A 25889-nucleotide genomic window follows, 5' to 3' on the forward strand; every position below is an offset into this window, starting at 1 on the left:
CCGTGCCCCCGACGGAATTCCTCCGTCGGGGGCACGGTCGTACCCGGCGTGCCGGGGCAGGGCCGCCGTCAGCGCTCGCCGGCCGCGAACCGGCGTACGGCTGCGCGCTGCCACTCGGTGACCCGGACGACCACCCACGGCAGCGCGAAGAAGGCCACCACGCCGGCCGCGAAGTGCAGCGCGACCGCGCCGACCGGGCTCGGCCCGCCCCACGCGGGGTCGGGATAGGGCGCCCAGCCCCAGATCGGGTAGGTCAGATTGCGCGCGGAGACGATGATCCAGCCGACGGTGGCCGCGAACGACAGCGTGGTCAGCAGCGTGTTGACGAAGAAGAAGGCGACGGCGCCCGCGACACGGCCGCCGTCACGCGGCCCGAGGTGCTCGCCGAAGAAGTACCGCAGGCGCATGCGCTCGAAGGCGGGGCCCACCACGGCCGCGACCAGCAGCGCCAGGAACAGCACCAGTGGCCCCACGCCCGGGTGTCCGCTGTCCCGGGCGGCCTTCATGACGAACTGCAGCACGAGGACGAGCCCGGCGACGAGCGGCACCAGCAGGGCGTACAGCAGGCGCCGCCAGGTGTCACCGCGGAACGGAAGGGTGAACAGGCCCCACGGGGCGGAACGGGACGCGGTGCGGGGCGGCCGGTTGCGCGGACCGGATCGGGTGGCGTTGGACACGATGGGTTCTTTCCTCTCTGGGACGGTCCTGAAGCCTGGGACGAACGCCGCCCCGGGGGGCCGGCCCGATGGCCGGCCCCCCGGGGCGTGGATCAGGCCGCGTCGGCCGCCGTGGCGGCTCCGGTGGTCCGTGCGGCGCCGGGCGCGGGGCCGACGGACTCGGAGCGCGCCAGCGACAGCAGCTGGAGCGCGATCGCGGAGCCCGTGCGGCCCAGTGCGTCGTGGTACTGGCTGAGCACCTCGTTCTCCAGGGACAGCTGGTACTCGCGCAGGCCCGCGAGACGGCGCAGCGTCCGCAACTGCCACACGGTCTCCTGGCGTCGCCGGACCAGCTCGATGATGTCCTGGTCGATGGCGCGCAGTTGCTGTCTCTGCTCGCTGATCCGTGCGGAGTCGATCGGGGACATGTCACACCTCCACGGGGCTGCCCTGAGTGGCACGGGCGGAAACGGGTTCGTGGTGCCTGGGGACCGCGGCCGGTGGCCCGGCCTGCGGGGTGGTACCGAGAAGCCTGAGCAGGGGGCCGGTCATCGCGGTCGTCGCCAGGGCCATCACCACCAGGACGGTGAGACCGGCCGAGCTGATCAGTCCGGACTGCCAGCCGATGCCGGCGACCACCAGCTCGGTGACGCCCCGGCAGTTCATCAGCGCGCCGAACCGCAGCGCCTCGGTGCGCTCCAGGCCGATCAGACGGACCGCGCCGCCCGCCCCGGCCAGCTTGCCCACCGCCGCGGCCAGGACGACGCCGGCCAGCAGCAGCCAGTGCCGGACATCGGTGCCCAGCTCGCCCACCGAGACGGTCAGTCCGACACCGGCGAAGAACAGCGGCAGCAGCACCGCCTGGGTGAAGCCCTGGAGCTGCTGGTGCAGACGGGTCACCAGAACGGAGCCGCGCGGCACGGACATGCCGAACAGGAAGGCGCCGATCACCGGGTGCAGCCCCATGGCCTGGGTGAGCCCGCCGTAGCCGAACGCTCCGGCGAGCAGCAGCGGCAGCACCAGCCGCTCACCGCGCCCACCGGCTTCCACGCGCCGCAGGAACGCGGCCAGCGCGGGGCGGACCAGCAGCCAGGTGGCCGCGACGAGCGCCGTCACGAGCAGCACCGTGACCACGACGGGCCCGGTGCCGCCGGAGCGGCTGACGGCGAGCACGGCGGTGAGCACCAGCCAGGCGATGCCATCTCCCACCGCGGCGGTGAGCAGGGCGAACACCCCGGTACGGGTGGTGTCGAGCCCCAGGTCGACAAGGATCCGGGCGAGTACGGGCAGCGCGGTGACCGACAGCGACAGGCCGAAGAACAGCAGGTAGGCCGTCTGGTGGGCGTGCTCGCCGCGCAGCACGCCGGGGGCGGCCGCGGCGAGGGCCGTGCCCAGCAGGAACGGCAGGCCCATGCCGCCGACGACGACCGCACCGACCGCCGCACCGCCCGACCGCGCCCCGTCCAGCCGCAGCTCGCAGCCGAGCAGGAACATGAAGGTGACCAGGCCCAGTTGGGCGGTGGTGGTCAGCGCGGAGGTCACGCCCGGGGGCAGCAGCCAGTGCCCGGCGGCGGGCCACAGCCAGCCGAGGGCGGACGGTCCGAGCAGCAGTCCGCCGAGGATCTCCCCGATCACCGGCGCCTGGCCCAGCCGGCCCACCAGCAGGCCGCACAGGTGGCTGAGCAGCACCACCAGGGCGACGGCGAGCAGGAAGCGGGCCAGCGGGTCCGCGTGCAGGCCTGTCACGACGCCACCCCCTCGGGCGCCGCGAGCGGCCCCGGAACCGTGCCGCCCGGCCAGGCGGCGAACCCCCGCGCCCCGTAGAGCAGGGGGACACCCGGCTCCTGGACGACTCCGGTCACCTCACCGATGACGACAGTATGATCAGACACTTCGTAAAGATGCGAAACCCGGCATTCGGCCACGGCGAAGGCGTCCTCGGCCAGCCAGGGCAGCCCGGCGCCGGGCGAGGGCCGCCAGCCGACCTGTCCGAACCGGTCCTGTCCGGGCCGGGCGAACACCTGCGCCGCCCGCCGGCCGCCCTCGTGCAGCAGGTTCACCGCGAAGACGCCGGACGCGCGCAGGGCGCGCAGGGTCTCGCCACGGGTGGTGAGGCAGACCGACAGGGTGGGCGGCTCGGCGGCGACGCTCGACAGCGAGGAGCAGGTCAGCCCGCGCGGCAGTCCGTCGGCGCCATAGGCCGTCACCACGGCGACCCCGGTCGGGAACGCGCCCATGAGGGCACGGAAGGCCTCCGGCCGGGCGGGGCCGGCGGTGGGGGGCGGGGAGTGGCGGGGCACTGCGTGAACAGGGGTCATGGGTGCGTCCTTCAAAGGTCGGGGCCGGGGCACGTCCGGTGGTGTGCCGGGTGCGGCTGCGGGGGTGCTCGCGCAGTTCCCCGCGCCCCTTGAGGGAACTGCGCCCGGCCTCGGCCGGCCCGCACCCGTGGCAGCTCAGTGGATCGACGTCAGGTACTCGTGGCAGCTGGGCAGCGTCCGCACCAGGCGGTCCGCGTCGGCACGAAGCCGGGCCAGTTCGGCACGGGCGGCCGTCGGGTCGATATGCGCGAGCGCCGGACGGGCCGCACGCGGTTCGTGTCCGAGGCCGAGCAGCATCGTGATCCAGGAGTACTGCTCGAAGCCGTGGTAGTACGGGTAGATCGCGCGCTCGTCCAGCAGGTGCGAGCGGGCCATGTCCAGCTTCTCGGCGAGGCCGTCGGGCAGCGCGCGGACCTTCGCCTCCTTCCAGTACGGCGTGTCGTCGCGTCCGGCCGCCGCGTAATGCAGCACCAGGAACTCCTTGACGCCGTCCAGGACCCGGGCGACCCGGCGGTTGTAGTCGTCGGCCAGGCTGGGGTCCCAGCGCTCGTCCGGGAAGTGCTTCACCAGCTGTTCGATGCCGTGCTGGATGAAGAAGATGCCGGTGGACTCCAGCGGCTCGACGAACGCGCTGGACAGGCCGATCGCCACGCAGTTCTTCACCCAGGAGCGCTCGTTGCGGCCGATGCGCATCCGGATGTGGTTGGCCTCCAGGTCGTCCTGCCCGGGCGCGGCGAACGCGCGCAGCGTGCGCTCGGCCTCCTCCGGGGTGCAGAACTCGTCGGAGTAGACGTACCCGTTGCCGTTGCGGCCGTAGAGCGGGATGCTCCAGATCCACCCGGCCTCCATGGCGGTGGCCGTGGTGTACGGCCGCATGCCGCGCTCGGCCTGGTCCGGCTGCGGGACGCGCAGCGCGACCGCGCGATTGTTGGGGAGCACGTCCTGGAAGGAGATGAACTTCTCCTCCAGGGTCTGGTTGATGAGCAGTCCGCGGAAGCCGGTGCAGTCGATGAACAGGTCGCCGGCGAGGGCGCCGTTCTGCTTGGTCATCACCTCGGTGAGCCAGCCGCGCTCGTCCGTGCGCACCTCGACGACGTCGTCCACGACGTGGCGGACGCCCCGGTCGGTGCCGTACTTGGTGAGGAACCGGGCGAGCAGGCCCGCGTCGAAGTGGTACGCGTACGGGAACTGCGCGCGCTGCTCGTCCAGGGTGGAGCGGCCGAGCGACTCGTCCAGGCCCTGGGCGAACAGCGAGCCGTCGAGCATGCGCGGGGAGCGCTGGGCCTCGCACAGCGCCGGGGTGACGAAGCAGGCCTCGTCGACGCGGAGGCTGCGGTCGCCCTCGTGGAGCCACCAGTCGGCCAGCGTGAACCCGTCGGACATGCGCAGCCGCTCGAAGGGGTGGTAGAAGTGGTCGCCCACTTCACGCCAGTTCTCGAACCGGATGGCCAGCTTGTAGGAACCGGCGCAGTGCGGCATCCACTCGCGCTCGTCGAGGCCGAGGTAGTCGAAGAAATGCCGGACGGTGCTGAAGGTGGCCTCGCCGACGCCTATGCTCGACACCCGGTCGGATTCGACCAGGGTGACATCGATCCGGTCACCGAACGCCGCCTTGAGATACGTGGCGCTCATCCAACCAGCGGTTCCGCCGCCGACAATGACAACTGACTTGATCACGCTGCATCTCCTGTTCGGGGTGTTCGAGCCCGTAACCGTGCAGCGAAGCTATCGAGGAGCGCTTTTCTTTCGTTATCGCATTCTTTCGGCCAGTACCTCGGCCCCGGAACGGATGCGGACGACGACGTCCTCCGCGTCCAGGACGGCCAGGGCGCCCACGCAGCCGTCCACCCGGGGCAGGTCGGCCATCGCGATGCGGGGGCGCGGCCCGGGCCGGTCGTCGTGCCAGACGGTCACGGCCGGGGGCCGGTGTGCGGGACTGACCGTGAAGGAGTCCATGGGGGTGTTCAGCCCCTCCCCCGTCGCCTTGAGCACCGCTTCCTTGCGGGTCCACAGGGTCAGGCAGGCGGCGGCCCGCCGCTCGGCGGGCAACGCCTGCACGGCGGCCCGTTCGGCGGGGGTGAGGACCAGGTCGTACTCCACGGGGATGCCCGGTTCGGCGGGCGGTACGGAGCGCTCCACGTCCACCCCGAGCGGGTGCCCGTGCGTCACGGCCACGGCCACCAGGTCTCCGGAGTGCGATATCGACAGCTCCCACTCCGCCACGGCGCCCACCGGTCGCGGTTTGCCGTGCGGGCCGCCACAGCCCGGGCAGCGGGTACGCAGCGCGACCTCCCCGGCGGGGATCCCGGCGAGCGAGCCGAGCGCGGCCCGGGCCAGCACCCGGCCGGTGACGAACAGGGCGAGGTCCTGTTCCACCAGGAACTCCGCGCTGCGCGCCCGCTCCGCCTCGTCGAGCAGCCCGAAGTGCTGCTCGGGGCCGGTCAGCCGGCTCGACAGCCACACGTCGCAGGTGACCGTGCGCGCACGGGATGCGGGCGGCACGGTCGGGTTCAGGGTGAAGGAAGTCATCGGCGTCCCGTCTGCGCGCTCCCGTTCTCGGTGCGTGGCCGAGGGCCAGTGCCTGGCCGGGGTCCCGTGCGTGCACGGGGCCGCCACGGTGGCGATCCTTTCATTCCGCCGACACCGCCGACAGTCGGAGAAACCTCCGAACACGCGGAGGAAAACCCCCTGGACAGCGCTTTATCAACCGTGCTCGGAGCGTGAAGCGCGGACGATAACGAGGCGAAGTCCGCCCTTCCTACTGTCCTTTCCGCAGCGGGCGCCACGGCCCTGAAACCGACGGCGGCCCGGGACAAGGGAATGGACCACAAGGGGGATACACGCGATGAAGCGCACGTGGAACAAGAACGTCCATACGGCCGGTCTTCTGCTCGCCGGCGGTGCCGCCGTCCTCGCCGTCGTGCAGGGCGGTGCGGGCCTCGGCCACCAGCACCGGGGAATCGTCCCGGCACCCGCCGCGGTCCTCGCCGGCAACCAGGACTGGGGCGTCGTGGTCGGCGGCACCGGCCGCACCGTCGTCGCGGCCGACCCGGCCGGTACCTCGGTCACACCCGCCAACCAGGACTGGGGCATCACACCCGCCGACACCGGCCTGGCGGTCCCCGCCGGCAACCAGGACTGGGGCTGAGGATGACGGCACGACCGGGCACGCTCCCGGCGGGCCCACCCGCCCCCGAAGCGGACCGCCGCTGGCCCCGCCTCCTCGACACCGTGCTGCGCGGGCGGGATCTGACCCCCGCCGACACCGCCTGGCTGATGGACTCCCTGCTGCGCGGCGAGGCCACACCGGCACAGATCGCGGGGCTGCTGGTGGCCCTGCGCGCCAAGGGGGAGACGGTCGGTGAGCTCCAGGGCCTGGCCGACGCCATGCTCGCGCACGCCGTGCCGCTGCGGGCGCCGGACGACTGCGTCGACGTCGTCGGCACGGGCGGCGACGGCGCCTGCACCGTCAACATCTCCACGATGTCCGCGATCGTCGCGGCCGGTGCCGGCGCCCGGGTGGTCAAGCACGGCGCCCGGGCCGCCAGTTCCCGCTCGGGCTCGGCCGACGTGCTGGAGGAGCTGGGTGTGACGCTGCGGCTGCCGCCGGAGCGGCTCGCGCGGCTCGCGGAGACCGTGGGCATCGCCTTCTGCTTCGCACCGGACTTCCACCCGGCGATGCGGCGAGCGGCCCTGCCCCGTCGCGAGCTGGGCATCCCGACCGTCTTCAACGCCCTGGGCCCACTCACCAACCCGGCCCGCCCCCGCGCACTGGCCGTCGGCGTGGCCGACGCCCGGCTGGCCCCGCTGATCGCGGGTGTGCTGGCCCGGCGCGGCACCGAGGCGCTGGTCTTCCGGGGCGACGACGGGCTGGACGAACTCACCGTGACGACCACCTCGCACGTCTGGTGCGTCAGCGGCGGCCGGATCCGCGAGGAGCGCTTCGACCCCCGGGAGACGGGCATCCCGTTCGCCCCGGCCGAGGCCCTCCGCGGGGGCGACGCGGCTCACAACGCCGAGGTCGCCCGCCGGCTGCTCGCGGGCCGGCGGGGCCCGGTCCGCGACGCGGTCCTGCTGTCGGCGGCCGCGACACTGGCAGCCGCCGCCCCGTCCACCGCCCCCCTCGCCGAACGCCTGCGCCCGGCCCTCGCGGCCGCCGCGGAGTCCATCGACTCCGGTGCGGCGGAGGCGGTACTGCGGGAGTGGGTCCGCGCGAGCGGCACGCCCGCGCCGGAGGACATCCTCGCGTCCGCGCGAGCGGCGTGAGGGACGTATCAGTGGGGTGAGAGCCGTACGGGCGGCGCGAAGGGGGGCGCGGGACAGACAGTCCCGCGCCCCCCTCCTTCCTCCGGGCCTCTTCCCTTCAGGGCCTCACGCCGCCGCGCTCAGCTCCGCCAGCTCTCTGTCCACATCCGCCTCGGCCTGCTCCAGCTCTCGCGTCCAGTGCTCGTTGAGCTGGGCCGCGAAGTTCTTCCGGAACATGTCGAGGCACCACTTCCGCCGTGCCGGCTCGCGCTCGTGCTTGACGAAGAAGACCAGGTCGGCGGGGACGATGTGGCGCATCCCCAGCAGCGGAAGCGGGCTGGTGAAGGGCCGGAAGTCGTCGTTGTGCAGGCCTATGGTCTCGTGGTCGGGCCAGAAGTCGCCCACCATGAACCCGGCCTCGACCCACTCCGGTTTCAGCGCGGTGTGCACGCGCTCCACCATCGCCTTCAGCTCGTCGTCAGGCAGCCCGTACGGTACGACCATGTTCACCAGGTAGATCCGGTCGCTGCCCAGTTCGTCGGCCCGTCGGCGCATGTCCGCGAGCAGCTCCCGCGCGAGCGCCATGAGCGCCTCGTCACCACGGGTGGCGTCGAACTCGACCATGTGCACATAGTCCCGGCGCAGTGCCTTCACCATGTACGGGCACACCACCCCGCTGCGGCCGAGGTCCGGGTGGGGGCGAGGGGTGTATCCCGAGACCCAGTCCCGCGCCTTGGCCGTCAGTTCGCCTGACATATACCCTCTTTTCGCGTATCGGCCTGATCATCCTGGCCGTCACGCTAGAGGCACCCGCTATCCGGCGGACATCGTCTGGCTTTCCCCGGGGCACACCGGCAAAGGAGGGTCAGGAGATCGCCGCACGCGGGCAGGACCCTGCCTTCTCTTCGTGGCGGGAAGGCAGACGAGTCGGGCTGTACGCCGGGTTCTGTTCCCCGGTGTCCTCGCGGACGCCGGGGCGACGGCCATCCATCTAGGGCCGGCGTTGCCGCCGGCCTCGTGCGGTCTACCCGCGGACTCGGGCGGGCCGCCCTCGATCGTCCGCGCAGGGACGCCCCTCTCGCGAGAGGCGGCCCCTCTTGACCTTGCTCCGGGTGGGGTTTACCTAGCTGCCCAGGTCACCCTGGGCACTGGTGGTCTCTTACACCACCGTTTCACCCTTACCAGGGGCCGAAGCCCCGGGCGGTTTGCTTTCTGTGGCACTGTCCCGCGGGTCACCCCGGGTGGCCGTTAGCCACCACCCTGCCCTGTGGAGCCCGGACGTTCCTCGGGAAGCCCCCTAAGGGGACTCCACGCGGCCGTCCGCCCGGCTCGTCTGCCGTGTGGACCATGGTACCGGGCGCGTGCTCCGTCGCGGACCCGCGGCCGTCGCGAGGACCGAACCGGCCAGGATGAGGGCGAACGCGGCCAGCACCGGCAGGGTCAGCGGCTCGTCCAGGAACAGGGCGCCCGCGGCCACCGCCACCGCCGGGTTGACGTAGGTGATCACCGTGGCCCGGGTGGGGCCGGCCTCCTTGATCAGCTCCAGGAACGCCACGAAGGCCACCGCGGTGCAGATGACGCCCAGTCCGGCCAGCGCGGCCAGGACGGTGGGAGAGGGCAGGGCGGCCGGGCGGGTGAGGGCCGCCGCGGGGGCGTAGACGAGGGCGGCCAGGGTGAGGCAGGCGGCCGTCAGATGGAGCGACGGGACCTCCTTGAGGCGGCGGGCGGCGATCAGGGGTGCCGTGGCGTAGCCGAGGACCGTCACCAGGACCTCCGCCAGGGAGCGGGCGTCGCCGCCGGTGAGGTGCGGCAGGGTGAGGACCGCGACCCCGGCCAGGCCCAGGGCCAGGCCCGTGATCCGGCGGACGCCCAGGTGTTCGGTGTCGCCCAGGAGCCGGGCCAGGACCACGCCGACGATCGGTACGCCCGCGATCAGCAGGCCCGCCGTCGAGCTGGACAGGTGCCGTTCGGCGTCGGTCAGGGTGAACCAGGGCACCATGATCTCCAGGACCGCGAAGGCCAGCATGGGGCGCCAGTGCTGTCGTATCGCGCCTGCGAAGCCGCCCTGGCGGAGGGCGAACGGGAGCAGCAGGGCCGCGCCGAGCGCACAGCGCGTGAACACCACCACCGGCGGGGACACGGTGTCCACCGCCACCTTGATCATCAGGTAGGGGATGCCCCAGACGACTCCCATCAGGGAGAACAGGAACCAGCCGCGTGCAGTCATACGGCCGAGTGTCGGCCTGCCGGCCCGGGGCTGTCTTGAACGCTGTTGCGGTAGGCCGCCGGGGTCACCCCGAGGACCCGGCGGAACCAGCGGGTCAGGTGGGCCTGGTCGGCGAAGCCGACGAGGGTGGCGACTTCGGCGGGGCGCAGGCCGGTCTCCAGCAGGACCCGCGCCTTGGTGACCCGGTGCTGGGCGAGCCAGGCGTAGGGGGGTATGCCCATCGTCGTGCGGAAGGCGCGCAGGAGCTGGTAGCGGGACAGGCCGAGGTCGGTGGCGAGCAGGGTCAGGGAGGGCGGGTCGGTGAGTTCGTCGGCGAGGCGGTCGCGGACCGTGCGGGCTATGGCGTCGGCGCCGGGGATGCGGTCGGGGAGCGGGCGGGCCGTGGAGTGCCGGCGGGCGAGGGCCGTGAGCACCCAGGGCAGGACGGACTCGGCCTCCAGCGGGTCGGGGCAGGCGCTGAGCCGCGTGTGGGCGGTGCGCAGGGCGCGGGCCAGCGCGGGGTCGTCGATGAGGGGTTCGCGGAAGTGCGGCAGGCCGCCGAGGGTGCCGTCGGCCAGCAGGGCCGGCTCGGCGTACAGGGCGCGGTAGGCGTAGCCGTCGGTGGGGTTGCCGGGGCCGCCGGTGTGCATCTCGCCGGGTTCGAGGACGACGATCGTGCCGGGGCCGGTGCGGATGTGGCCGCCCCGGTAGTCGATGATCTCGGAGCCGCCGACGCAGACGCCGATCGTGTACTCGTCGTGGGCGTGCGGGGCGTAGACGTGCCGGCGGAAGCTTGCCGTCAGCAGGTCGAGCGCGGGTCCGCAGCGGCCCAGCCGGGCCCGTGTCCACCGTGCCTGTTCCCCCATCGGACCGCTCCCTCACGACTCCCGCGGCCGACGCCCGTCACGCGCCGTGCCCCCGCTACCGGGTACAGCGCCGGAAGCCCGCATTCCATGCCGTCCTCGGCCACGTGCTCACGCCACGGTGAACACGATCCTCGCCGTGCCCGGGTCGGCGTGGGTGAGCCGGACGCGCAGGCGTTCGCCGAGCGGCAGGTCCGGGCCCTCGATCCGCCCGATGACCGCCGGGGACAGCACCTGCACGGTGCCCACGGTCGGCCGGTGCTCGTCCACGTCCACGACACAGCCGTCGAAGACGTCCCCGACCCGGTCCTTGAGCAGGGCCGCCTCCACGATGTCGACGCACCCTCGTTCGACCGTGCCCGCGCGCCGGGAGCCGTCGGCCATCCGCCGGGGCAGCGCGTCCAGCACGGCGAGCACCCAGTCGGGCGGGTCCTGGCCGGCGACGGCGGCGAGGCAGATCTCGGCGGCGTACCGGTCGGTGAGGCGGCGCAGCGGGGCGGTGCAGTGCGTGTAGGCGGCGGCGACGGCCGCGTGCGTGGTGAGCGCGGGCAGCTCGCCGTCCCGGAAGACGGTGTAGCCGGCGCCGCGCAGCAGCGTGGTGCACTCCTGGAGGAAGGCCGCGTGGTGCGGGTCGTGCGGGTCCAGGGTGCGCAGCAGGGCGGCGTACGACACGTGGTGCGGCCAGTCGATGTGCAGAGCCTCGGCGGTGCGGCGCAGCCGTGCGACGGCGCCGTCGGGGGCGGCGGGGAGGGTGCGCAGGATGCCGGTGCCGTGGGCGAGCATCAGATCGGCGGCGGCCATGCCGGTGAGCAGGGAGAGCTGGGCGTTCCAGCGGTCGGCGGGCAGGGGGGCGCGATAGCGCAGCGCGTAGGTGTGGTCCTGCTCGACGATCTCCTGCTCGGGTACGTGCAGGGAGATCCCGCCGCGCTCGGCCTCCAGCCGCTCCCGTGCCTCGCCGATCTCCTGGAGCAGCGCGACGGGTTCCTCGGCCGTCCCCGCGTCGATGTCCCGCTGCACGCCGGCGTAGTCGAGCTTGGCCCGGCTGCGGACCAGGGCCCGGCGCACGTCGGCGGAGAGGGTGCGGCCCTCGGCGTCCAGGTCGATCGTCCACAGCGCGGCCGGCCGGGTCTGGCCGGGCAGCAGGCTGGCCGCGCCCTCGCTGAGCACGGTCGGGTGCAGCGGGACCCGCTCGTCGGGGAAGTACAGGGTGGTGACCCGCCGGTGCGCCTCCGCGTCCAGGGCTCCGCCGGGTGCGACGAAGGCGGCGACGTCGGCGATGGCGTACCGGACGCGGTAGCCGGTGCCCCGGCGGGACAGGTGGGTGGCCTGGTCGAGGTCCGTGGAGGTGGGCGGGTCCAGGGTGAAGAAGGGGATGTCGGTGGCGTCGTGCACCGGCAGGGCGGGGTCCTTGGCCGCCTGCTCGGCCGCCGCCTCGACCTCCGGCGCGAAGGCCTCCGGGATGCCGAGTTCGCGGCGGAGCGCGGTGAGCGCGGCCCGGAGGGGGGCTTCGGGGGCGCCGGTGACGTGGATCTTGCGGCGGGGCATGGAGCGAGCGTAGGCCGAGGTGGCACCGGAGTCACGCCGTACCCTGGCGCGGAGGTCTACGTGAGGAGTACGTGTTGCTGGTCCTGCTGCCGCCATCGGAAGGCAAGGCGAACGCGGGCGGGGGCGCCCCGCTTCGGCTGGAGTCGCTGTCCCTGCCGGGGCTGACCGCCGCGCGGGAGGCCGTGCTCGGGGAGCTGGTCGAGCTGTGCTCCGGTGACGAGGAGAAGGCGCGCGAGGTGCTGGGGCTGAGCGAGGGGCTGCGCGGCGAGGTCGCGAAGAACGCCGGGCTGCGCTCGGCCGGCGCCCGCCCGGCCGGGGAGATCTACACCGGTGTGCTGTACGACGCCCTCGGCCTGGCCACGCTGGACACGGCGGCGCGGCGCCGCGCGGCGGACTCGCTGCTGGTCTTCTCCGGACTGTGGGGTGCCGTGCGGGTGACGGACCGGATCCCCTCCTACCGCTGCTCGATGGGCGTGAGGCTGCCGGGGCTGGGCGCGCTGGCCGGGCACTGGCGGACGCCGATGGCCGAGGTGCTGCCGGAGGTGGCGGCGGACGGGCTGGTGCTCGACCTGCGGTCCTCGGCGTACGCGGGAGCCTGGAGGCCGAAGGGTGAGGTGGCCGGGCGCACGGCGACGGTACGGGTGCTGCACGCGCCGACCCGGAAGGTCGTCAGTCACTTCAACAAGGCGACGAAGGGCCGGATCGTCCGCAGCCTGCTGACCGCCGGGGCCGCGCCGGGGGATCCCGCGGAGCTGGTGGGGGCGCTGCGTGACCTGGGGTACGTCGTGGAGGCGGAGGCGCCCGGGAAGGCGGGCAAGGCGTGGGCGCTGGATGTGCTGGTGGACGAGATCCACTGACATCCGAGTCGCATTGCAGCATACGCAACGCTCATTGCGCAGCATGCAGTGTCTGGGCACGATGAGGGCATGACCTCGCCGCTGCCCTCCTTTCCGGCTGCCTCCGTGCTGGACCTCGCCCCTGTCGTGCCCGTCGTCGTGCTCACCGACGCCGCCGACGCCGTGCCGCTGGCGCGGGCGCTGGTGGCGGGCGGGCTGCCCGCGATCGAGGTGACCCTGCGGACCCCGGCCGCGCCGGCCGCGATCCGGGCCATCGCCGCCGAGGTACCGGAGGCCGTGGTCGGCGCGGGCACGGTGCTCACGCCGGAACAGGTGGACGCGTGTACGGCGGCCGGGGCGCGGTTCCTGGTCAGTCCCGGGTGGACGGACGCGCTGCTGGACGCGATGCGCGGGTCCGGGGTGCCGTTCCTGCCCGGGGTGTCGACCACCTCGGAGGTGGTCGCGCTGCTGGAGCGCGGGGTGCGGGAGATGAAGTTCTTCCCGGCGCAGGCGGCGGGCGGTACGGCGTACCTGCGGTCGCTGGCCGGACCGTTGCCGCAGGCCCGGTTCTGCCCCACGGGCGGGATCGGGCCGGAGACCGCGCCGGAGTACCTGGCGTTGCCCAACGTGGGGTGCGTGGGCGGCAGTTGGATGGTCCCGGCGGAGGCGGTGGCCGCCGGGGACTGGGGGCGGATCGAGGAACTGGCGCGTACGGCGGCCGGGTTGAGGGGCTCGGGCGGCTCCGGGGCGTAGCCCGCCGGGTGGCTCAGGGGCGCAGGTGAGAGGTGTCGTTGAACAGCCGTACGCTCGCGTTGCCGTCCGCGTAGTACGCCACCGCCGACAGGGAGGCCGCCGAAAGCTCCATCCGGAACAACGACTTGGGCGGGGCGCCGAGCGCGAGGCGGATGAGGGTCTTGATCGGGGTGACGTGCGTGACCAGCAGGACCGTGCGGCCCGCGTAGGCCGCGGTCAGCTTGTCGCGGGTCGCAGCGATCCGGGTGGCCGTCTCGGCGAAGCTCTCGCCGCCGCCGGTGGGGCGGGCCTCCGGGTCGGCGAGCCAGGCGTCGAGATCCTGCGGGTGGCGCTCGCGGACCTCGCCGAAGGTCAGGCCCTCCCAGGCGCCGAAGTCCGTCTCGCGCAGGCCGTCCTCGAACGAGACCTCCAGGTTCAGGCGGGCGGCGACGATCTCGGCGGTCTCACGGGTGCGGGCGAGGGGGGAGGCGACGATGGCCTGGATCGTGCCACGCCGCGCCAGGGCCTCGGCGACGCGGTGCGCCTGCTCCCGGCCCGCGGCGGAGAGGGAGGGGTCGGTGCCGCCGCTGCCGGAGAAGCGCTTCTGGGGGGTCAGGGGGGTCTCGCCGTGCCGGAGGAGGACGAGGGTGGCGGGGGCGCCCAGGTCGGGGGCGGCGCTCCAGCCGGGGGTGGACGGCTGCCCCTCGCCAACAGGGCTCCCGGTGCCGGGGGCCGTGGGGCGCCGCCCGCCGGGAACTGCCGCTTCTTCCGGGACGGGTGCCGCCCCGGCGGCGCGACCGCCCGCATCCGCGGCAGATTCCGAGGCCATCCCGGCGGCACGACCGCCCACAGCCGCAGCCGACTCCGCAGCCGCCCCGGCGGCACGGCCCTCCGCCAGGGCCGCGCGGGCCTTCGCCGCACCCGCCGCCACGTCCCCGGGCGGACCCGACGGTTCAGGGGTGGGCGGTGGTGTGTCGAGGGCCGCGCGGGACTGGGACGGGGACCACTGCCGGCCCTTCGCCCCCGCGTCCATCGCCTCGTTCGCCAGGCGGTCCGCGTGCTTGTTCCGCTCGCGGGGGATCCACTCGTAGGTGACCTGGTCCGGCGGGTAGACGGACCGCGCCTCCGCCGCCAGTGGCTTCATGTCGGGGTGTTTGATCTTCCAGCGGCCCGACATCTGCTCGATGACGAGCTTGGAGTCCATGCGCACGTGGACCCGGGCCGACGGGTCCAGGGCGCGGGCGGCGCGGAGGCCGGCCAGCAGGCCGCGGTACTCGGCGACGTTGTTCGTGGCGACGCCGATGTACTCGGCGGCCTCCGTCAGGGCCTCACCCGTGGCCCCGTCGAGCACGACCGCCCCGTAGCCCGCGGGCCCGGGGTTGCCCCGCGACCCGCCGTCGGCCTCGACGATGAACTCCCGCACCCCTGAAGCCCCTTACAGACCCGACTCGGCGGTGCGCACCAGGATGCGGCGGCAGTTCTCGCAGCGGACCACGGTGTCCGGCGCCGCCGCGCGGATCTCGTTCAGCTCGGTGATGGCCAGCTCCTGCCGGCACCCCTGGCAGGTGCGGGCGTACAGCTTCGCCGCGCCGATGCCGCCCTGCTGCTCGCGCAGCTTGTCGTAGAGCTTGAGCAGGTCCGCGGGGACCGAGGCCGCCACGACCTCGCGCTCCTTGGTCACCGAGGCGGCCTCGCCGTCGATCTCCTCGAACGCCGCGTCCCGGCGGCCGGTCGCGTCGTCGATCTTCGACTGCACGGAGGCGACCCGCTCGGTCAGCTCGTTCACCCGCTCCTGCGCGGCCTCGCGGCGCTCCATGACCTCCAGGACCACGTCCTCCAGGTCGCCCTGCCGCTTGGCGAGGGAGGCGATCTCGTGCTGGAGGTTGGACAGGTCCTTCGGCGAGGTGACCGCGCCGGAGTCCAGGCGCTGCTGGTCGCGGGCGGCGCGCTGGCGCACCTGGTCGACGTCCTGCTCGGCCTTGGTCTGCTCGCGGGCGCAGTCGCTCTCCTCGGTCTGCGCGGCCACGAGCAGGTCGCGCAGCTGCGTCAGGTCCTTCGTCAGCGACTCGATCTCGGCGTGCTCGGGCAGGGACCTCCGCTTGTGCGCGAGCTGCTGGAGGCGGACGTCGAGGGCCTGGACGTCGAGGAGTCGGATCTGGTCGGCGGGCGCGGCGTTCAGTTGGGGGCTCCCGTTGCTAGATGGTGGCGGTGGACGCCGCGTGGGCGGTCCAGGGGTCGGTGACCGTCTTGGAGACGTGGACGCGCAGGTCCCAGCCGTGACGGTCGGAGATCTCGTCGAGCTGGCTCGCGGCCAGCTCGCACCAGGGCCACTCGGTGGCCCAGTGCGCCGCGTCGAGCAGCGCGAGGGGGTCGGTGGCGACAGCCGCCGTGAACTCCGCGGCCGGGTGGTGGCGCAGGTCCGCGGTGAGGAAGGCGTCGACGCCGGCCGCGCGGACCTGGTCGAAGAGGCTGTCGCCGGAGCCGCCGCTGACGGCGACGGTGCGGACGACGGCATCCGGGTCGCCGGCCACCCGGATGCCCTGCGCGGTGGCGGGCAGCCGCTCGGCGGCGCGGGCGGCCAGTTCGCGGACGGTGAGGGGGTGGTCGAGTTCGCAGACACGGCCCAGGCCCCGGCGGCCCTCCGGGTCGCTGGGGTCCGGCACGAGGGGGCGTACGACCCGCAGGTCGAGGGCCCCGGCGAGGGCGTCGGAGACACCCGGGTCGGCGGTGTCGGCGTTGGTGTGGGCGACGTGCAGCGCGATGTCGTTCTTGATCAGCGTGTGCACGACCCGGCCCTTGAAGTGCGTGGCCGCGACCGTGGTCGTGCCGCGCAGGTACAGCGGGTGGTGGGTGACCAGCAGGTCCGCGCCGAGCGTGACGGCCTCGTCCACGATCTCCTGGACGGGGTCAACGGCGAACAGGACCCGGGTGACCTCCTGGGCGGGGTCGCCCACGACCGTGCCGACCGCGTCCCAGGACTCGGCCCGCTCGGCGGGCCACAGGTTCTCCAGCGCGGCGATGACTTCAGACAGACGGGGCACGGCCCAAGGCTACCTGGCCGTTCGGCGGGGCTGTACCGCATGCGTCCGGTCCGGCCCCGCTCAGCACAGATGCCCCGGTTTCCTCAGCTGAATCGCTTCTGCGCCACCCGTACGTGTGAAGCCGGAGAGGGCCGCTCCCCCGCCTGCGCGTGCGAAAACTAGCTTCGTCGCCGGAGGTGACCGAACGATGACGGCCTGTGCGATCGAACCCCCCTCCACGGACGGGACCGACGGCGTGCCGGGCACGGGATGCGCGATCACGGCGGACGGCGCGTACGCCGCCCGGCTCGCCCGGGACGGTGACTCCTGGTTCCCGGAGCGCTGGACCCTGGACGGCCCGGAGCCGTACGCGGTGCCCCTGCCCGGCAACCAGCCGGAGGAGCCCGGGACCGAGGTGCAGCCGATGAGTGACGGGCGGGTGCTGATCCACCGCCCGGTGGCCGGGCGGCACGCCTTCTCGCTGCTGTACCCGACCGGGCCCGGCACCGGTGAGCTGCCGCTGGGCGCGGTGGAGTGCGCCGAGCCCGGCACCCGGCTCACCCTGCTGCCGCCGGCGCCGGGGGGTGTGCGGGCGTACGCCCTCGCGGTCGGGCCGCGCTCCAGCGCGGTGTGGCTGGTGGCGGGCGGGGGGTTCGGCCCGGAGCGGTGCGCCGAGGTGCCGGGGCGCTGCTCGGGCGGGGTCTGGCTGGACGAGGCGGGGCGGATGCTGGCGCTGGACCGGGAACTGGACGGACGCACCAAGACGGTCGTGGTGGACCTGGAGCGCGCCGGCGAGGTCTCGCCGCTGCTCCAGATCGCGGACGGCAGCGACGACCGGCTGCTGCTCGCCGATCCCGACAGCGGCCTGCTGCTGATCTCCTCCGACGCGCCCTCCCCGGGACGGCCTCGGCTCGGCTGGGGCGTGCTCGGCAGCACCCTGCCGGTGCGGTTCCCGGAGTGCCTGCGGGTGCCAGAGTGCGTGGTGACGCCGTTCGCGATCCAGCCCGGGCAGGTGCTGACGCCGGAGAGCTGCGCGGTGGGCCTGCGGCTCGACGGGGCCTTCGGCACCTGGGTGGGCGTGTGGCGCCCGGCCGACCGCGAGGTGCGGCACCTCCCGGCGCCCGAGGGCTGGCTGGCCGGCGCCGGGCTGTTCACGCGCGACGGGGTGCTGCGCCTGCCGTACACCACGGAGGCGACTCCGTGCGGCGTGTCGGACGTGACGGCACCGGTCGGGCACGCGACCGCGGCCACGGCGGGAGCGGGGAGCCCGCCCCCGGCAGGGGCGCAGGACGCCCAGGGCCCGGACCGGGACGGCGGCGCCGCCGAGACCCCCGAGCGGGTGGTTCCGACGGGGGCGGAACCGGGTCCTCCGGTACCGCCGGTGACCCGGCCCGTGCCGTTGCAACAGGCCCCCTTGGGACGTCTTGTAACGAACTAGTGCCGGTTGGCGTGTGCGCCTGGATTCGGCCCGTGCTGCGCCGGTTAAACTCGCCCGGCTGTACGAAAGATCAGGTTGACGGGGTGAATACGTCCGATGAGCGACACCAGCACCACTGAGCAGCTGTCTGCCGGCTCTTCCGAGACCGCCGGCCACGGTCGGCACCGGGGCCCGGTCGCGGCCCAGGAGAGCGAGTCGGCTCCGCACGGCCGGCATCGCAAGCCGGTCCAGGAGACGGCGGAGGCAGCTGCCTGAGGGCAGTGAAGAAGAGGGGGCGCTCGCTCGGCGGGCGCCCCCTTCGTCTTGTCCCCGCCCCGCCTCATCCCCGCGTCTCACCCCCGCCTGAGCCCCAGGACCTCACAGCTGGGTCTGCCCGCGCCGGCAGGCCGGGCAGGCGCCGCAGGCCGGCAGCCGGCACAGGACGACCCGGTCACCGGGCCTCAGGTGCCGTACGCCGTCGCCGGCTTCGAGGATCTCGCCGGCGCCCTCGTGACCGGGTACGAAGGGGGCCGGCTGGGGCAGCACCCCGCTCATCGCGGACAGGTCCGAGTGGCACAGCCCGGTGGCGCGCACCCGGACCCGGACCTTGCCGGGGCCGAAGCCCACCGCCGCGACGTCGTCGAGGACCTCCAGCTTTTCCTGGCCGATCTCGTGCAGTACGGCTGCGCGCATGGTGCGGCTCCCCTCGGTCTGTCACTCGCGGTCTCTCACGCGCGGTCTCTCAGGAGTGCTGGACGACGGTGTCGGCGAGGACCGGCGCGTCGCCCCGTTCGACGGCGCTCACGGCGGCCCGCACGGAGGCTTGCGAGGCCCACATCCGGATCCGCAGGGTCTCCCCCGGGTACACGACCCCGGCGAACCGCGTCGCGTACGACCGCACCCGGCTCACGTCGCCGCCGAGCAGGGTGTCGACGACCGCCTTGAGCGTCACGCCGTAGGTGCACAGGCCGTGCAGGATGGGCCGTTCGAAGCCGGCGAGCTTGGCGAACTCGGGGTCGGCGTGCAGGGGGTTCCAGTCGCCGGACAGGCGGTAGAGCAGCGCCTGGTCCTCGCGCAGGCGCCGCTCGACGATCCGGTCCGGCTCCCCGGTGGGCGGCTCGGACCGGGCGGACGGTCCCCGGTCGCCACCCCAGCCGCCCTCTCCCCGTACGAAGATCTGCGCGTCGTTGGTCCACAACGGGCCCTCGGCGTCGGTGACCTCGGTGCGCATGACGAGGACGGCCGCCGTGCCCTTGTCGTACACGGCGGCGATGCGGCCGGTGGCGGTGGCCGTGCCCTCGACGGGGAGGGGGCGGTGCAGGGTGAGCGCCTGGCCGCCGTGCAGCACGCGGGCCAGGTCGACGTCGACGCCGGGCATGGACAGCCCGCTGATCACGCCCGGTGACCCGGCGCCCGCGACGGTGGCGAAGCTGGGCAGGACGTGCAGCCGGGACTCCAGGGTGTAGCGCAGCTCGTCGGGGTCGGTGGCGGGGACGCCCGCGCCGATGCCGAGGTGGTAGAGCAGGACGTCCTTGCGCGTCCAGGAGATCTCTCCCGACCGGGGCTCGGCGGCGAGTGCCTTGGCGGCGTCGATGGGCATGGGGCTCCTGACGGGTCTCGATACCTCGGTGCGGACGTCCGCACCGTCGGCCGCACCGAGGTCGTCCACGTGCGGACCTAGAACGCGTTCCAGCCCGGCGCCCCCTGTATAGCCGAGCCCTCCGCAGTTGTGAAGGCTCCTGACAGCGTGTCAGCCGCGGCGGACCTGCTGTGACATTTGTCCTGCCCGATTCGGTACATGCGTGTCTGCCGGGGCCGCGCCCGGTTCCGTACCGTTCGATCCGTACGCTGTGCTGCCCTGCCGCCCTGGAGCGGGGGGCGTTCGAACGACTGAACCGGGGGACTCGGGAATGAAGCGGTGGCGGAGACTGCGCTGCCAGGTGGCGGCCTGGCAGCGGGAACGGCTGGTGTGGCGGGCGGACATGCGGCGCTTCCGGGCCGCGCGGCGGGCCGCCCGGTATCACGGCACGGACCGCCCGGCCGTCGAGCACCCGGGCCCACCGCCCACCGGCTTCGCCCTCCTGCCCTGGCTGCTGCTCGGCATGGGCTCCCTCTCCAACGTGCTCCAGGGCGAGACCCCGAACCCGTGGATCGGCGGCCTGGGCCTGCTCGCCTTCAACTCCCTGTACGTCTACGTCACCTTCCGCGCCTTCGACCGGGCCAAGCGGGAGTCGGCGTCCACCCGGGTGGCGCTGGGCCTGCTCGGCCTGGTCACCACGGGCCTCGCCCTCGGGTACGGCGGCAACTGGCTGATGTTCTTCCCGCTGCTGGGCCTCGCCACGGGCGCCACCCTGCGCGGACCGTGGCTCGGCCGCGCCGGCCTGCTGCTCACGCTCTACGCGGGAGCCGCCACCTGGCTGCGGGACGGCTGGGACGACGCGTCGGGCATCGCCTACGCCACCTTCCTGTCCAGCATGGTCACCGCCGCCATCCTCGGCCTGTCCGAGGCCGTGCGGGAGCTGCGGGCCGCCCGGGAGGAACTGGCCCGGCGCGCGGTGGCGGAGGAGCGGCTGCGCTTCTCCCGCGATCTGCACGACCTGCTCGGGCACACGCTGTCGGTGGTCGTGGTGAAGTCGGAGGCGGCCCGCCGGCTCGCACCCCGCGACATGGACGCGGCACTGGCACAGATCTCGGACATCGAGTCGGTGGGCCGGCAGGCGCTCACCGAGATCCGGGAGGCGGTGACCGGCTACCGCGAGGGCAGCCTGGCCACCGAGCTGGCCCGGGCCCGGTCGGCGCTGTCCGCGGCGAGCGTGGAGCCGGTGGTCCGCCAGTCCGGGCCGCCGCTGGCCCCGCAGACCGAGGCGCTGCTCGGCTGGGTGGTGCGCGAGGCGGTCACCAACGTCGTCCGGCACAGCCGTGCCGGCCGCTGCGAGATCACCGTGGAGGGAACCGCCGAGCGGGTCCGGCTGACGGTCACGGACAACGGCGCGGGCGCCGCAGCCGTCACCGCCGGTGGGGCCGGGGGCGGGACCGGGAGCACCGGCGGCACGGGGCTGAAGGGACTGACCGAGCGCCTCGCGGCGGCGGGCGGCTCCCTCACGGCCGGACCGGCGCCACGCGGCGGCTTCACGGTCACCGCCGACCTTCCGGTGAGCGGTGACGAGGCGCCCACACCGGTGGGTACCGGTACCGGGTCCGCCGCGGCCACCGCGGCTCCGGCTGCGGCTACGGTGCCCAGGGTGCGGCGACCGCCCAGCTGACGTCGGCCGTCCAGGACGCGCTGCTGTCGAAGGCGTTGGCTCCGCCGTTGCTCGCTATGTAGAGGGAGTGGTCGTAGTGGCGCAGGTAGCGCGTCGGGTAGTTGTACGAGGCGAACGAGGTGCCGGTGCCGCTCTTGCCGGTCTGCGGGCAGAAGGTGGCGTCGGCCCGGAACTGGGCGGTGCCGTCCATGGGCTGCCGGTGGACCCGGTAGTCGAAGTGGCGCAGGAAGTCACCGGGATAGTTCCGTGACTCGAAGGAGACGCAGGAGCTGTCGGCCAGTCCGCGGCGGACGATCCAGGTGGCGTCGTTCTTGTCGAGGGACGAACTGCCCGACGTCACCGGCGAGATGACGGCCGCGTCGTTCTGGTGACGGACGTAGTCGCTGGTGCAGCAGGAGGTCGTGGCGCGCAGGGAGATCTCCGAGCCGGGGCTCAGTGTGCCGGTGCTGCCGGTCGGGCCGCCGTAGCCGACGGAGACGATGTCGGCCTGGACGGCGTTGTCGGCGGCGTCGGTCGGGATGCCGGCGGTCATCACGCCCTCGAAGAAGGAGCCGATCGAGCCGTTGCTGTTGTCGCCGCCGGTGCCGAGCACGATCGCGCCCTCCTGGTGCATCGGCGCGTATCCGCCCGCGGTCGGCTCACCCCCGGAATAGGTGGTCGTCAGTCCGCCCGATCGGGCGTTTCCGTATTTCAGCGCGAAATGGTTCTGGCCGTTGTTCTTCAGCAGCGCGGTCACGAACGGCAGCGGCCCGGTCCCGGTGTTGGAGGTGTTCCTGCTGTAGCCGGCGTCGGACTGGAACAGCCCGTTCTCCAGGTCGGCCTGCACCCACGGGCCCTGCCCGTAGCAGGGCGAGAACCAGCACTCGGTGCCGAAGTTGATGGCGTCCATGTGGCCGTTGCCGGTGTCCATGTTGTTGGTCTCGGCGTTGCCGTAGTCGAAGCAGCAGCGGTTGTTGACGTGCGTGCCCGAGGTCACCATGTACATCCCCTCGGCCTGCCCGTTCACGGCCACGCCCGAGGTGGAGTTGTCCCGGTACCCCATGCCCGCGGAGATCTCCAGGCCGTAGACCTGGTGGCCGCCGGCGGTCACCGGCAGGGCGTCCGCCGGCGCCCCCACGTCGGCGGCCCCGGCCCCGCCCGCACCCTCGACCGTGAGGTCGTTGTGGCGCGGAGACTGGTCGTAGATCTCGGTGATGACGCAGGTCGTGCCGGCGCAGAAGGAGTCCTGGGCGGCGGCGTCGGCATACCCGCCCGCGGACAGCAGACCGATGCCCGTCTTCGCCCCGTCTTTGGCGCGCTGCACCTGGTACAGCGGCCCGTTGTACGACGCGTACAGCGCCCGGACCAGGCTGTGCGCGGCCACGCAGGGGGTACCGGCGGCCGCGTAGACATCACAGGGCAGCGAACTCGCGGCGGCGGCCGGGGGCGCCCCGACACCGAGGAACAGCGCGGCGAGGGTGGCGCAGAGGGCGAGGAGGGACAGCAGGGCGCGGGGGGTTCTCGACTGCACGGTGCACCTCGGGTTCGTCGTAGGGCCCGGCTCGTCCGAAATCCCGAACAACGTTCGATCGAAATGCCGAACCGCACTTATCCGCCTGCGGAATTACTGCGGATGCCGGGAAATGCGCGAGCGCGGAAAAGGGGGGCGATCGCAGGGGCGATTGTTTGTGTACCGTCAAGACCCGTCAACCCCCGCCGCACCGGACCATGCCGAGTCTTTACGGGCCCTCCGTCCGGTCCACGGGCCCCTCGGTCCGGTCAGAGACTGGCGAGCAGACCGTCGAGCGGGGCGGGCGCGCGGTCGGGACCGAGAGCCTCGACCAGGACACGGCCGTAGTGGATCTTCCGCCCCTTCTTCGTGCCGAGGAAGCGCCGCAGTTGCTGTTGTGCGGTGCGGCCCCGCTGCGCGGGCTGGCGCAGGAAGGTCTGCAACGCGCGCAGGTCGCCCTCCGCCCGGACCAGTTCCGCCACCCTGGTCACGCCCAGCGCGCGGATCAGCTCGTCCTCCAGATCCGCCGCGCAGACGAAGAACCCGTGCTGTGCCGCACCGGCCCGCTCCCAGCCACGGGCGTAGTACGGGCGCTCCCGCTCGTCGCACAGCCCCGTGAGGCGCAGGCCCAGTCCGGCCGGCCCGAGGAGACCGGCGAACCGCCCGACGTTCATCGCCCCGCCCATCGGCAGCACGCACACCCCTTCGGCCGCCAGGTCCCGGCCGCGACCCCCGGCCAGCGCGCCGACCGCGGCGGCATCGCTCGGCCCTTCGAGCAGGACGACCACGCGGACGGACAGCCGCGCTGCCAGCTCGTGCGCGGGGCCCCCGGGCCCGCCGGCCGCCCACGCGGTGACCGCTTCCCGGAACGCCCCCATGTCCGCCATGAGCCGAGTCTCCGCTCTTTCCGGCGGCCACGGTAGGGAATTTCGGCGAGCCTTCGAGCGGCCACGGGAGGGAGTCTCCGCGAGCGCGCACCGATGACACAGGCCGGCGGCCGGCCGGCACACCTCTCACCGTGGTACCGCCCCGACCCCAGCCGCCGTACCGCCGTTCCCCCGCCGCCGCCCCGACCGTCGTTCCGCTTCCGACCTCCGTACGGCTGCCGGCCGCCCGCCCTCCCCCGTTTCCCACGTGCACCGCCCTCCCCCGCCGGGGAACGACGAGGTCGCTCGCGGACGCGGTACGGCACGACAGGACGCACTGCCGCCCAGCCCGCGCGGCGTAACCTGTGGCGATGGACGAGGAGATGCCCCGGGACCACCGGCCCGGCACACGCATCCGGGTGCTGCTCGCCGAGGACCAGGGCATGATGCGTGGCGCTCTCGCCCTGCTGCTCGGCATGGAGGAGGACATCGAGGTCGTGGCCCAGCTGGGCGCGGGTGACGGCGTCGTGGACGCCGTGCTCACGCACCGGCCGGACGTGGCCCTGCTGGACATCGAGCTGCCGGGCATGAGCGGGCTGGACGCGGCGGCCGAGCTGCGGACCCAGGCTCCGGACTGCCGGGTGCTGATCCTCACCACGTTCGGCCGGCCGGGCTATCTGCGCCGGGCCATGGAGGCGGGAGCGGCCGGCTTCCTCGTCAAGGACGGACCCGTGGAGGAGCTGGCCACGGCGATCCGGCGCGTGCTCACCGGGGAGACCGTGGTCGACCCGGCGCTGGCCGCCGCCGCGCTCAGCGCCGGGCCGAATCCGCTGACGCCCCGTGAGCGGGAGGTGCTGTCGGCGTCGGTGGACGGGGCGACCGTCGCCGACATCGCCGGCAGGCTGCGCCTGTCCGAGTCGACCGTCCGCAACTACCTCTCCTCCGCGATCGGCAAGACGGGCACCCGCAACCGCACCGAGGCGGTACGGGAGGCCCGGCAGCAGGGCTGGCTCTGAGGGGGCTGCCGCCCGGCGGGTCACTTCGTCACGTCGGCCCCCTCGTAGGCCGTGCCCTCCGGGGCGACGCACACGAACCAGTTCCCTCCCGGGTAGCCGGCCACCGGTCGGATCAGCGAGGTGGTGTCATGGGCGGCGGGCGCGGATCCCGCCGGCCGGGCCACGGTGGCGGTGCCGTCCTTCCAGCGGCAGGTGACCTCCCGGGCGGACTTCGCCACATGGCCGACCACCAGCCGTTCGGGGGCCGTGGGGCTGACCTCCTCCAGGCTGACCGCGGCGGCCTGGAGGTCGGTGCCCGAGAGGTGGTCGATCCTCTGGTGCGTGTCGAACATGACCACCAGGGAAAGGCCGTCGCCGTAGGACCGCATCGAGAAGTACGACGTCTTCCCGACCAGGTCGGCGGCCTTGTCCACCGCCGGGCGCACGCCCATCCGCCGCATGGCGTCGAACTGCCGGCCCGCTTCCCGCCCGTCACGCGGCGCGCCCCACACCTCGACCCAGACCCGCCACGGCTTGCCGTGCTCGGTTCCGCGCGCCAGCTCCGTCCGCTGCGGGTCGTACACGTGTCTCTCCTCGGCGGACGCGGGCCCGGACGCCGTCGGTGCCCCCCGGCCGGCGCGGTCCCCGGGCAGCCCGGCGAAGGCCAGCGTGGCCCCGGTCGAGCCCGCCAGCACCAGGGCCGTGGCCGCCGCCACGGCCCAGCGCCGCGCTCTGCGGCGCCGCCCGCCGCGGATGACGGCCTGGACCGGGGCTATGCCGATCTCGACCCCGTCCGCCGCGTCCGCGAGCAGGAGGGCGATGTCCGTCTGTGTCATGTCGTGGTTGTCCCGGTCCGCGCTCATCACTTCCGCCCTCCGTGCGTCACCATGTCGGCCAGTCCCGGTATGGCGCGGAGTTTCGCGATCCCTTTGGCCGCGTTGCTCTTCACCGTGCCGACCGAGCAGCCCATCGCCTCCGCCGTCTGCGTCTCCGTCAGGTCCTCCCAGTAGCGCAGCACCACCGCCTCCCGCTGCCGGGCGGGCAGTTGCGCGAGCGCCTTGAGCAGGGCGCTGCGGTCGTCGGCCTGGGCGATCCGGTCGCCGGTGTCGGCCACCTCGCGCATCAGGCCGGAGTCGTCCCTCGGCGCGAGGAACTCCCTGAGCCTTCGGCGGTGTCTGCGCGCGTGCGCGTTGATCATCACGCGGCGTACGTAGGCCTCCGGGTCGTCCGCGCCGCCGACCCGGCGCCAGGCCACGAAGACCTGTTCCAGCGTCGACTGGACCAGGTCCTCGGCGGCGTGCTGCTCCCCCGTGAGGAGAAATGCCGTACGCATCAGCCGCGGCCAGCGGCCGACCACGAAGCTCTGGAACTCCTCGTTCCGAGTCTGCTTCCCGTCCCCCATGGGCACCTCCTAGATGTCTGAAGGAGTCCATGAGCC

24 protein-coding genes, 1 other RNA gene and 2 pseudogenes are annotated in these 25889 nt (G+C 73.6%); 7 read left to right on the plus strand and 20 right to left on the minus strand.

The genetic code is table 11. The annotated features are described in order from the left end of the window. Positions 1 to 68 precede the first annotated feature (68 nt). The 6 genes from ABZV94_RS10055 to ABZV94_RS10080 form a co-directional block, all read right to left on the minus strand. Complete coding sequence (locus ABZV94_RS10055; RefSeq protein WP_356339188.1) at positions 69 to 677, minus strand: hypothetical protein; 609 nt, start codon at positions 675 to 677, stop codon at positions 69 to 71. Between the two features lie 92 nt (positions 678 to 769). After that, entirely contained in the window at positions 770 to 1084 is a 315-nt protein-coding gene (locus ABZV94_RS10060) for a chorismate mutase (protein ID WP_356339190.1), read from the minus strand. 1 nt (position 1085) lies between these two features. Beyond that, positions 1086 to 2402, minus strand: a complete 1317-nt coding sequence (locus ABZV94_RS10065) for a cation:proton antiporter (protein WP_356339193.1) — start codon at positions 2400 to 2402, stop codon at positions 1086 to 1088. After that, entirely contained in the window at positions 2399 to 2974 is a 576-nt protein-coding gene (locus ABZV94_RS10070; RefSeq protein ID WP_356339195.1) for a flavin reductase family protein, read from the minus strand. Before ABZV94_RS10070 ends, ABZV94_RS10065 begins: the two co-directional genes overlap by 4 nt. Positions 2975 to 3109: 135 nt before the next feature. Beyond that, positions 3110 to 4651, minus strand: a complete 1542-nt coding sequence (locus tag ABZV94_RS10075) for a tryptophan halogenase family protein (protein ID WP_356339197.1) — start codon at positions 4649 to 4651, stop codon at positions 3110 to 3112. 72 nt (positions 4652 to 4723) lie between these two features. Further along, positions 4724 to 5503: a 4'-phosphopantetheinyl transferase superfamily protein gene (locus tag ABZV94_RS10080; RefSeq protein WP_356339200.1), complete on the minus strand. Its 780-nt coding sequence runs from the start codon at positions 5501 to 5503 to the stop codon at positions 4724 to 4726. Positions 5504 to 5819: 316 nt separating this feature from the next. On the opposite strand from ABZV94_RS10080, the gene ABZV94_RS10085 reads away from it, so the two are divergent. Then, positions 5820 to 6122: a hypothetical protein gene (locus tag ABZV94_RS10085; RefSeq protein WP_356339201.1), complete on the plus strand. Its 303-nt coding sequence runs from the start codon at positions 5820 to 5822 to the stop codon at positions 6120 to 6122. Positions 6123 to 6124: 2 nt separating this feature from the next. Next, on the plus strand, positions 6125 to 7240 hold the full coding sequence (gene trpD, locus ABZV94_RS10090; protein ID WP_356339203.1) for an anthranilate phosphoribosyltransferase: 1116 nt from the start codon (positions 6125 to 6127) through the stop codon (positions 7238 to 7240). Positions 7241 to 7345: 105 nt separating this feature from the next. Here trpD and ABZV94_RS10095 read toward each other — a convergent pair whose 3' ends face one another. From ABZV94_RS10095 to ABZV94_RS10115, 5 genes and pseudogenes are all read right to left on the minus strand, one after another. Next, positions 7346 to 7975: a DUF6875 domain-containing protein gene (locus ABZV94_RS10095; RefSeq protein WP_356339205.1), complete on the minus strand. Its 630-nt coding sequence runs from the start codon at positions 7973 to 7975 to the stop codon at positions 7346 to 7348. Between the two features lie 163 nt (positions 7976 to 8138). Continuing rightward, an RNA gene (gene rnpB, locus ABZV94_RS10100) (RNase P RNA component class A) lies at positions 8139 to 8551 on the minus strand. 115 nt (positions 8552 to 8666) lie between these two features. Then, a pseudogene (locus ABZV94_RS10105) lies at positions 8667 to 9446 on the minus strand (EamA family transporter); the annotation flags it as partial. Further along, the gene (locus ABZV94_RS10110; protein ID WP_356339207.1) at positions 9443 to 10291 is read right to left on the minus strand and encodes an AraC family transcriptional regulator; all 849 of its coding nucleotides are present in this window, start codon (positions 10289 to 10291) and stop codon (positions 9443 to 9445) included. The pseudogene ABZV94_RS10105 and the gene ABZV94_RS10110, both read right to left, overlap by 4 nt. Positions 10292 to 10399: 108 nt before the next feature. Beyond that, positions 10400 to 11833 carry an RNB domain-containing ribonuclease gene (locus ABZV94_RS10115; RefSeq protein ID WP_356339209.1) on the minus strand — a complete coding sequence of 478 codons (1434 nt, stop codon included), beginning with the start codon at positions 11831 to 11833 and terminating at the stop codon, positions 10400 to 10402. A 74-nt stretch (positions 11834 to 11907) separates the two neighbouring features. Between ABZV94_RS10115 and yaaA the strand changes: the two genes are divergently transcribed. Together yaaA and eda are read left to right on the plus strand one after the other, a co-directional pair. Continuing rightward, complete coding sequence (gene yaaA, locus ABZV94_RS10120) at positions 11908 to 12690, plus strand: peroxide stress protein YaaA (protein WP_356339323.1); 783 nt, start codon at positions 11908 to 11910, stop codon at positions 12688 to 12690. Between the two features lie 69 nt (positions 12691 to 12759). Beyond that, positions 12760 to 13422, plus strand: a complete 663-nt coding sequence (eda, locus tag ABZV94_RS10125; RefSeq protein WP_356339212.1) for a bifunctional 4-hydroxy-2-oxoglutarate aldolase/2-dehydro-3-deoxy-phosphogluconate aldolase — start codon at positions 12760 to 12762, stop codon at positions 13420 to 13422. A 13-nt stretch (positions 13423 to 13435) separates the two neighbouring features. On the opposite strand, the gene ABZV94_RS10130 is transcribed toward eda, so the two are convergent. From ABZV94_RS10130 to ABZV94_RS10140, 3 genes are read right to left on the minus strand one after another with little or no spacing between them, the layout of a single operon-like run. Beyond that, positions 13436 to 14824 (minus strand): bifunctional RNase H/acid phosphatase, encoded by a 1389-nt coding sequence (locus ABZV94_RS10130; RefSeq protein ID WP_356339214.1) that lies wholly within the window; start codon positions 14822 to 14824, stop codon positions 13436 to 13438. A 12-nt stretch (positions 14825 to 14836) separates the two neighbouring features. After that, on the minus strand, positions 14837 to 15580 hold the full coding sequence (locus tag ABZV94_RS10135; RefSeq protein ID WP_189813676.1) for a C4-type zinc ribbon domain-containing protein: 744 nt from the start codon (positions 15578 to 15580) through the stop codon (positions 14837 to 14839). Positions 15581 to 15596: 16 nt separating this feature from the next. Then, the gene (locus tag ABZV94_RS10140) at positions 15597 to 16442 is read right to left on the minus strand and encodes a Nif3-like dinuclear metal center hexameric protein (protein WP_356339216.1); all 846 of its coding nucleotides are present in this window, start codon (positions 16440 to 16442) and stop codon (positions 15597 to 15599) included. A gap of 187 nt (positions 16443 to 16629) precedes the next feature. Here ABZV94_RS10140 and ABZV94_RS10145 point away from each other — a divergent pair, with 187 nt between their 5' ends. Beyond that, the gene (locus ABZV94_RS10145; protein ID WP_356339221.1) at positions 16630 to 17859 is read left to right on the plus strand and encodes a hypothetical protein; all 1230 of its coding nucleotides are present in this window, start codon (positions 16630 to 16632) and stop codon (positions 17857 to 17859) included. A gap of 360 nt (positions 17860 to 18219) precedes the next feature. On the opposite strand, the pseudogene ABZV94_RS10150 reads toward ABZV94_RS10145, so the two are convergent. Together ABZV94_RS10150 and ABZV94_RS10155 are read right to left on the minus strand one after the other, a co-directional pair. Further along, positions 18220 to 18531, minus strand: a pseudogene (locus tag ABZV94_RS10150) (alcohol dehydrogenase catalytic domain-containing protein); the annotation flags it as partial. A gap of 49 nt (positions 18532 to 18580) precedes the next feature. Continuing rightward, complete coding sequence (locus tag ABZV94_RS10155; RefSeq protein ID WP_356339223.1) at positions 18581 to 19438, minus strand: MaoC/PaaZ C-terminal domain-containing protein; 858 nt, start codon at positions 19436 to 19438, stop codon at positions 18581 to 18583. Positions 19439 to 19748: 310 nt separating this feature from the next. Between ABZV94_RS10155 and ABZV94_RS10160 the strand changes: the two genes are divergently transcribed. Continuing rightward, entirely contained in the window at positions 19749 to 21101 is a 1353-nt protein-coding gene (locus ABZV94_RS10160; RefSeq protein ID WP_356339225.1) for a sensor histidine kinase, read from the plus strand. Here ABZV94_RS10160 and ABZV94_RS10165 read toward each other — a convergent pair. Continuing rightward, positions 21067 to 22611 (minus strand): alpha-L-arabinofuranosidase B, encoded by a 1545-nt coding sequence (locus tag ABZV94_RS10165; RefSeq protein WP_356339227.1) that lies wholly within the window; start codon positions 22609 to 22611, stop codon positions 21067 to 21069. The two genes, ABZV94_RS10160 and ABZV94_RS10165, sit on opposite strands and share 35 nt — an antisense overlap. A gap of 248 nt (positions 22612 to 22859) precedes the next feature. Continuing rightward, entirely contained in the window at positions 22860 to 23477 is a 618-nt protein-coding gene (locus tag ABZV94_RS10170) for a TOPRIM nucleotidyl transferase/hydrolase domain-containing protein (protein ID WP_356339229.1), read from the minus strand. Between the two features lie 362 nt (positions 23478 to 23839). On the opposite strand from ABZV94_RS10170, the gene ABZV94_RS10175 reads away from it, so the two are divergent. Next, positions 23840 to 24472 (plus strand): response regulator transcription factor, encoded by a 633-nt coding sequence (locus tag ABZV94_RS10175; protein WP_356339325.1) that lies wholly within the window; start codon positions 23840 to 23842, stop codon positions 24470 to 24472. Positions 24473 to 24492: 20 nt separating this feature from the next. Here the strand turns inward: ABZV94_RS10175 and ABZV94_RS10180 are convergent, their stop codons facing one another. Beyond that, on the minus strand, positions 24493 to 25317 hold the full coding sequence (locus tag ABZV94_RS10180) for a hypothetical protein (protein ID WP_356339230.1): 825 nt from the start codon (positions 25315 to 25317) through the stop codon (positions 24493 to 24495). Then, complete coding sequence (locus tag ABZV94_RS10185) at positions 25314 to 25853, minus strand: SigE family RNA polymerase sigma factor (RefSeq protein ID WP_356339232.1); 540 nt, start codon at positions 25851 to 25853, stop codon at positions 25314 to 25316. The genes ABZV94_RS10180 and ABZV94_RS10185 overlap by 4 nt, the downstream gene beginning before the upstream one ends. Between the last annotated feature and the right edge of the window lie 36 nt (positions 25854 to 25889).

It is taken from the genome of Streptomyces sp. NPDC004658, from assembly GCF_040609555.1.
Taxonomy (GTDB): domain Bacteria; phylum Actinomycetota; class Actinomycetes; order Streptomycetales; family Streptomycetaceae; genus Streptomyces.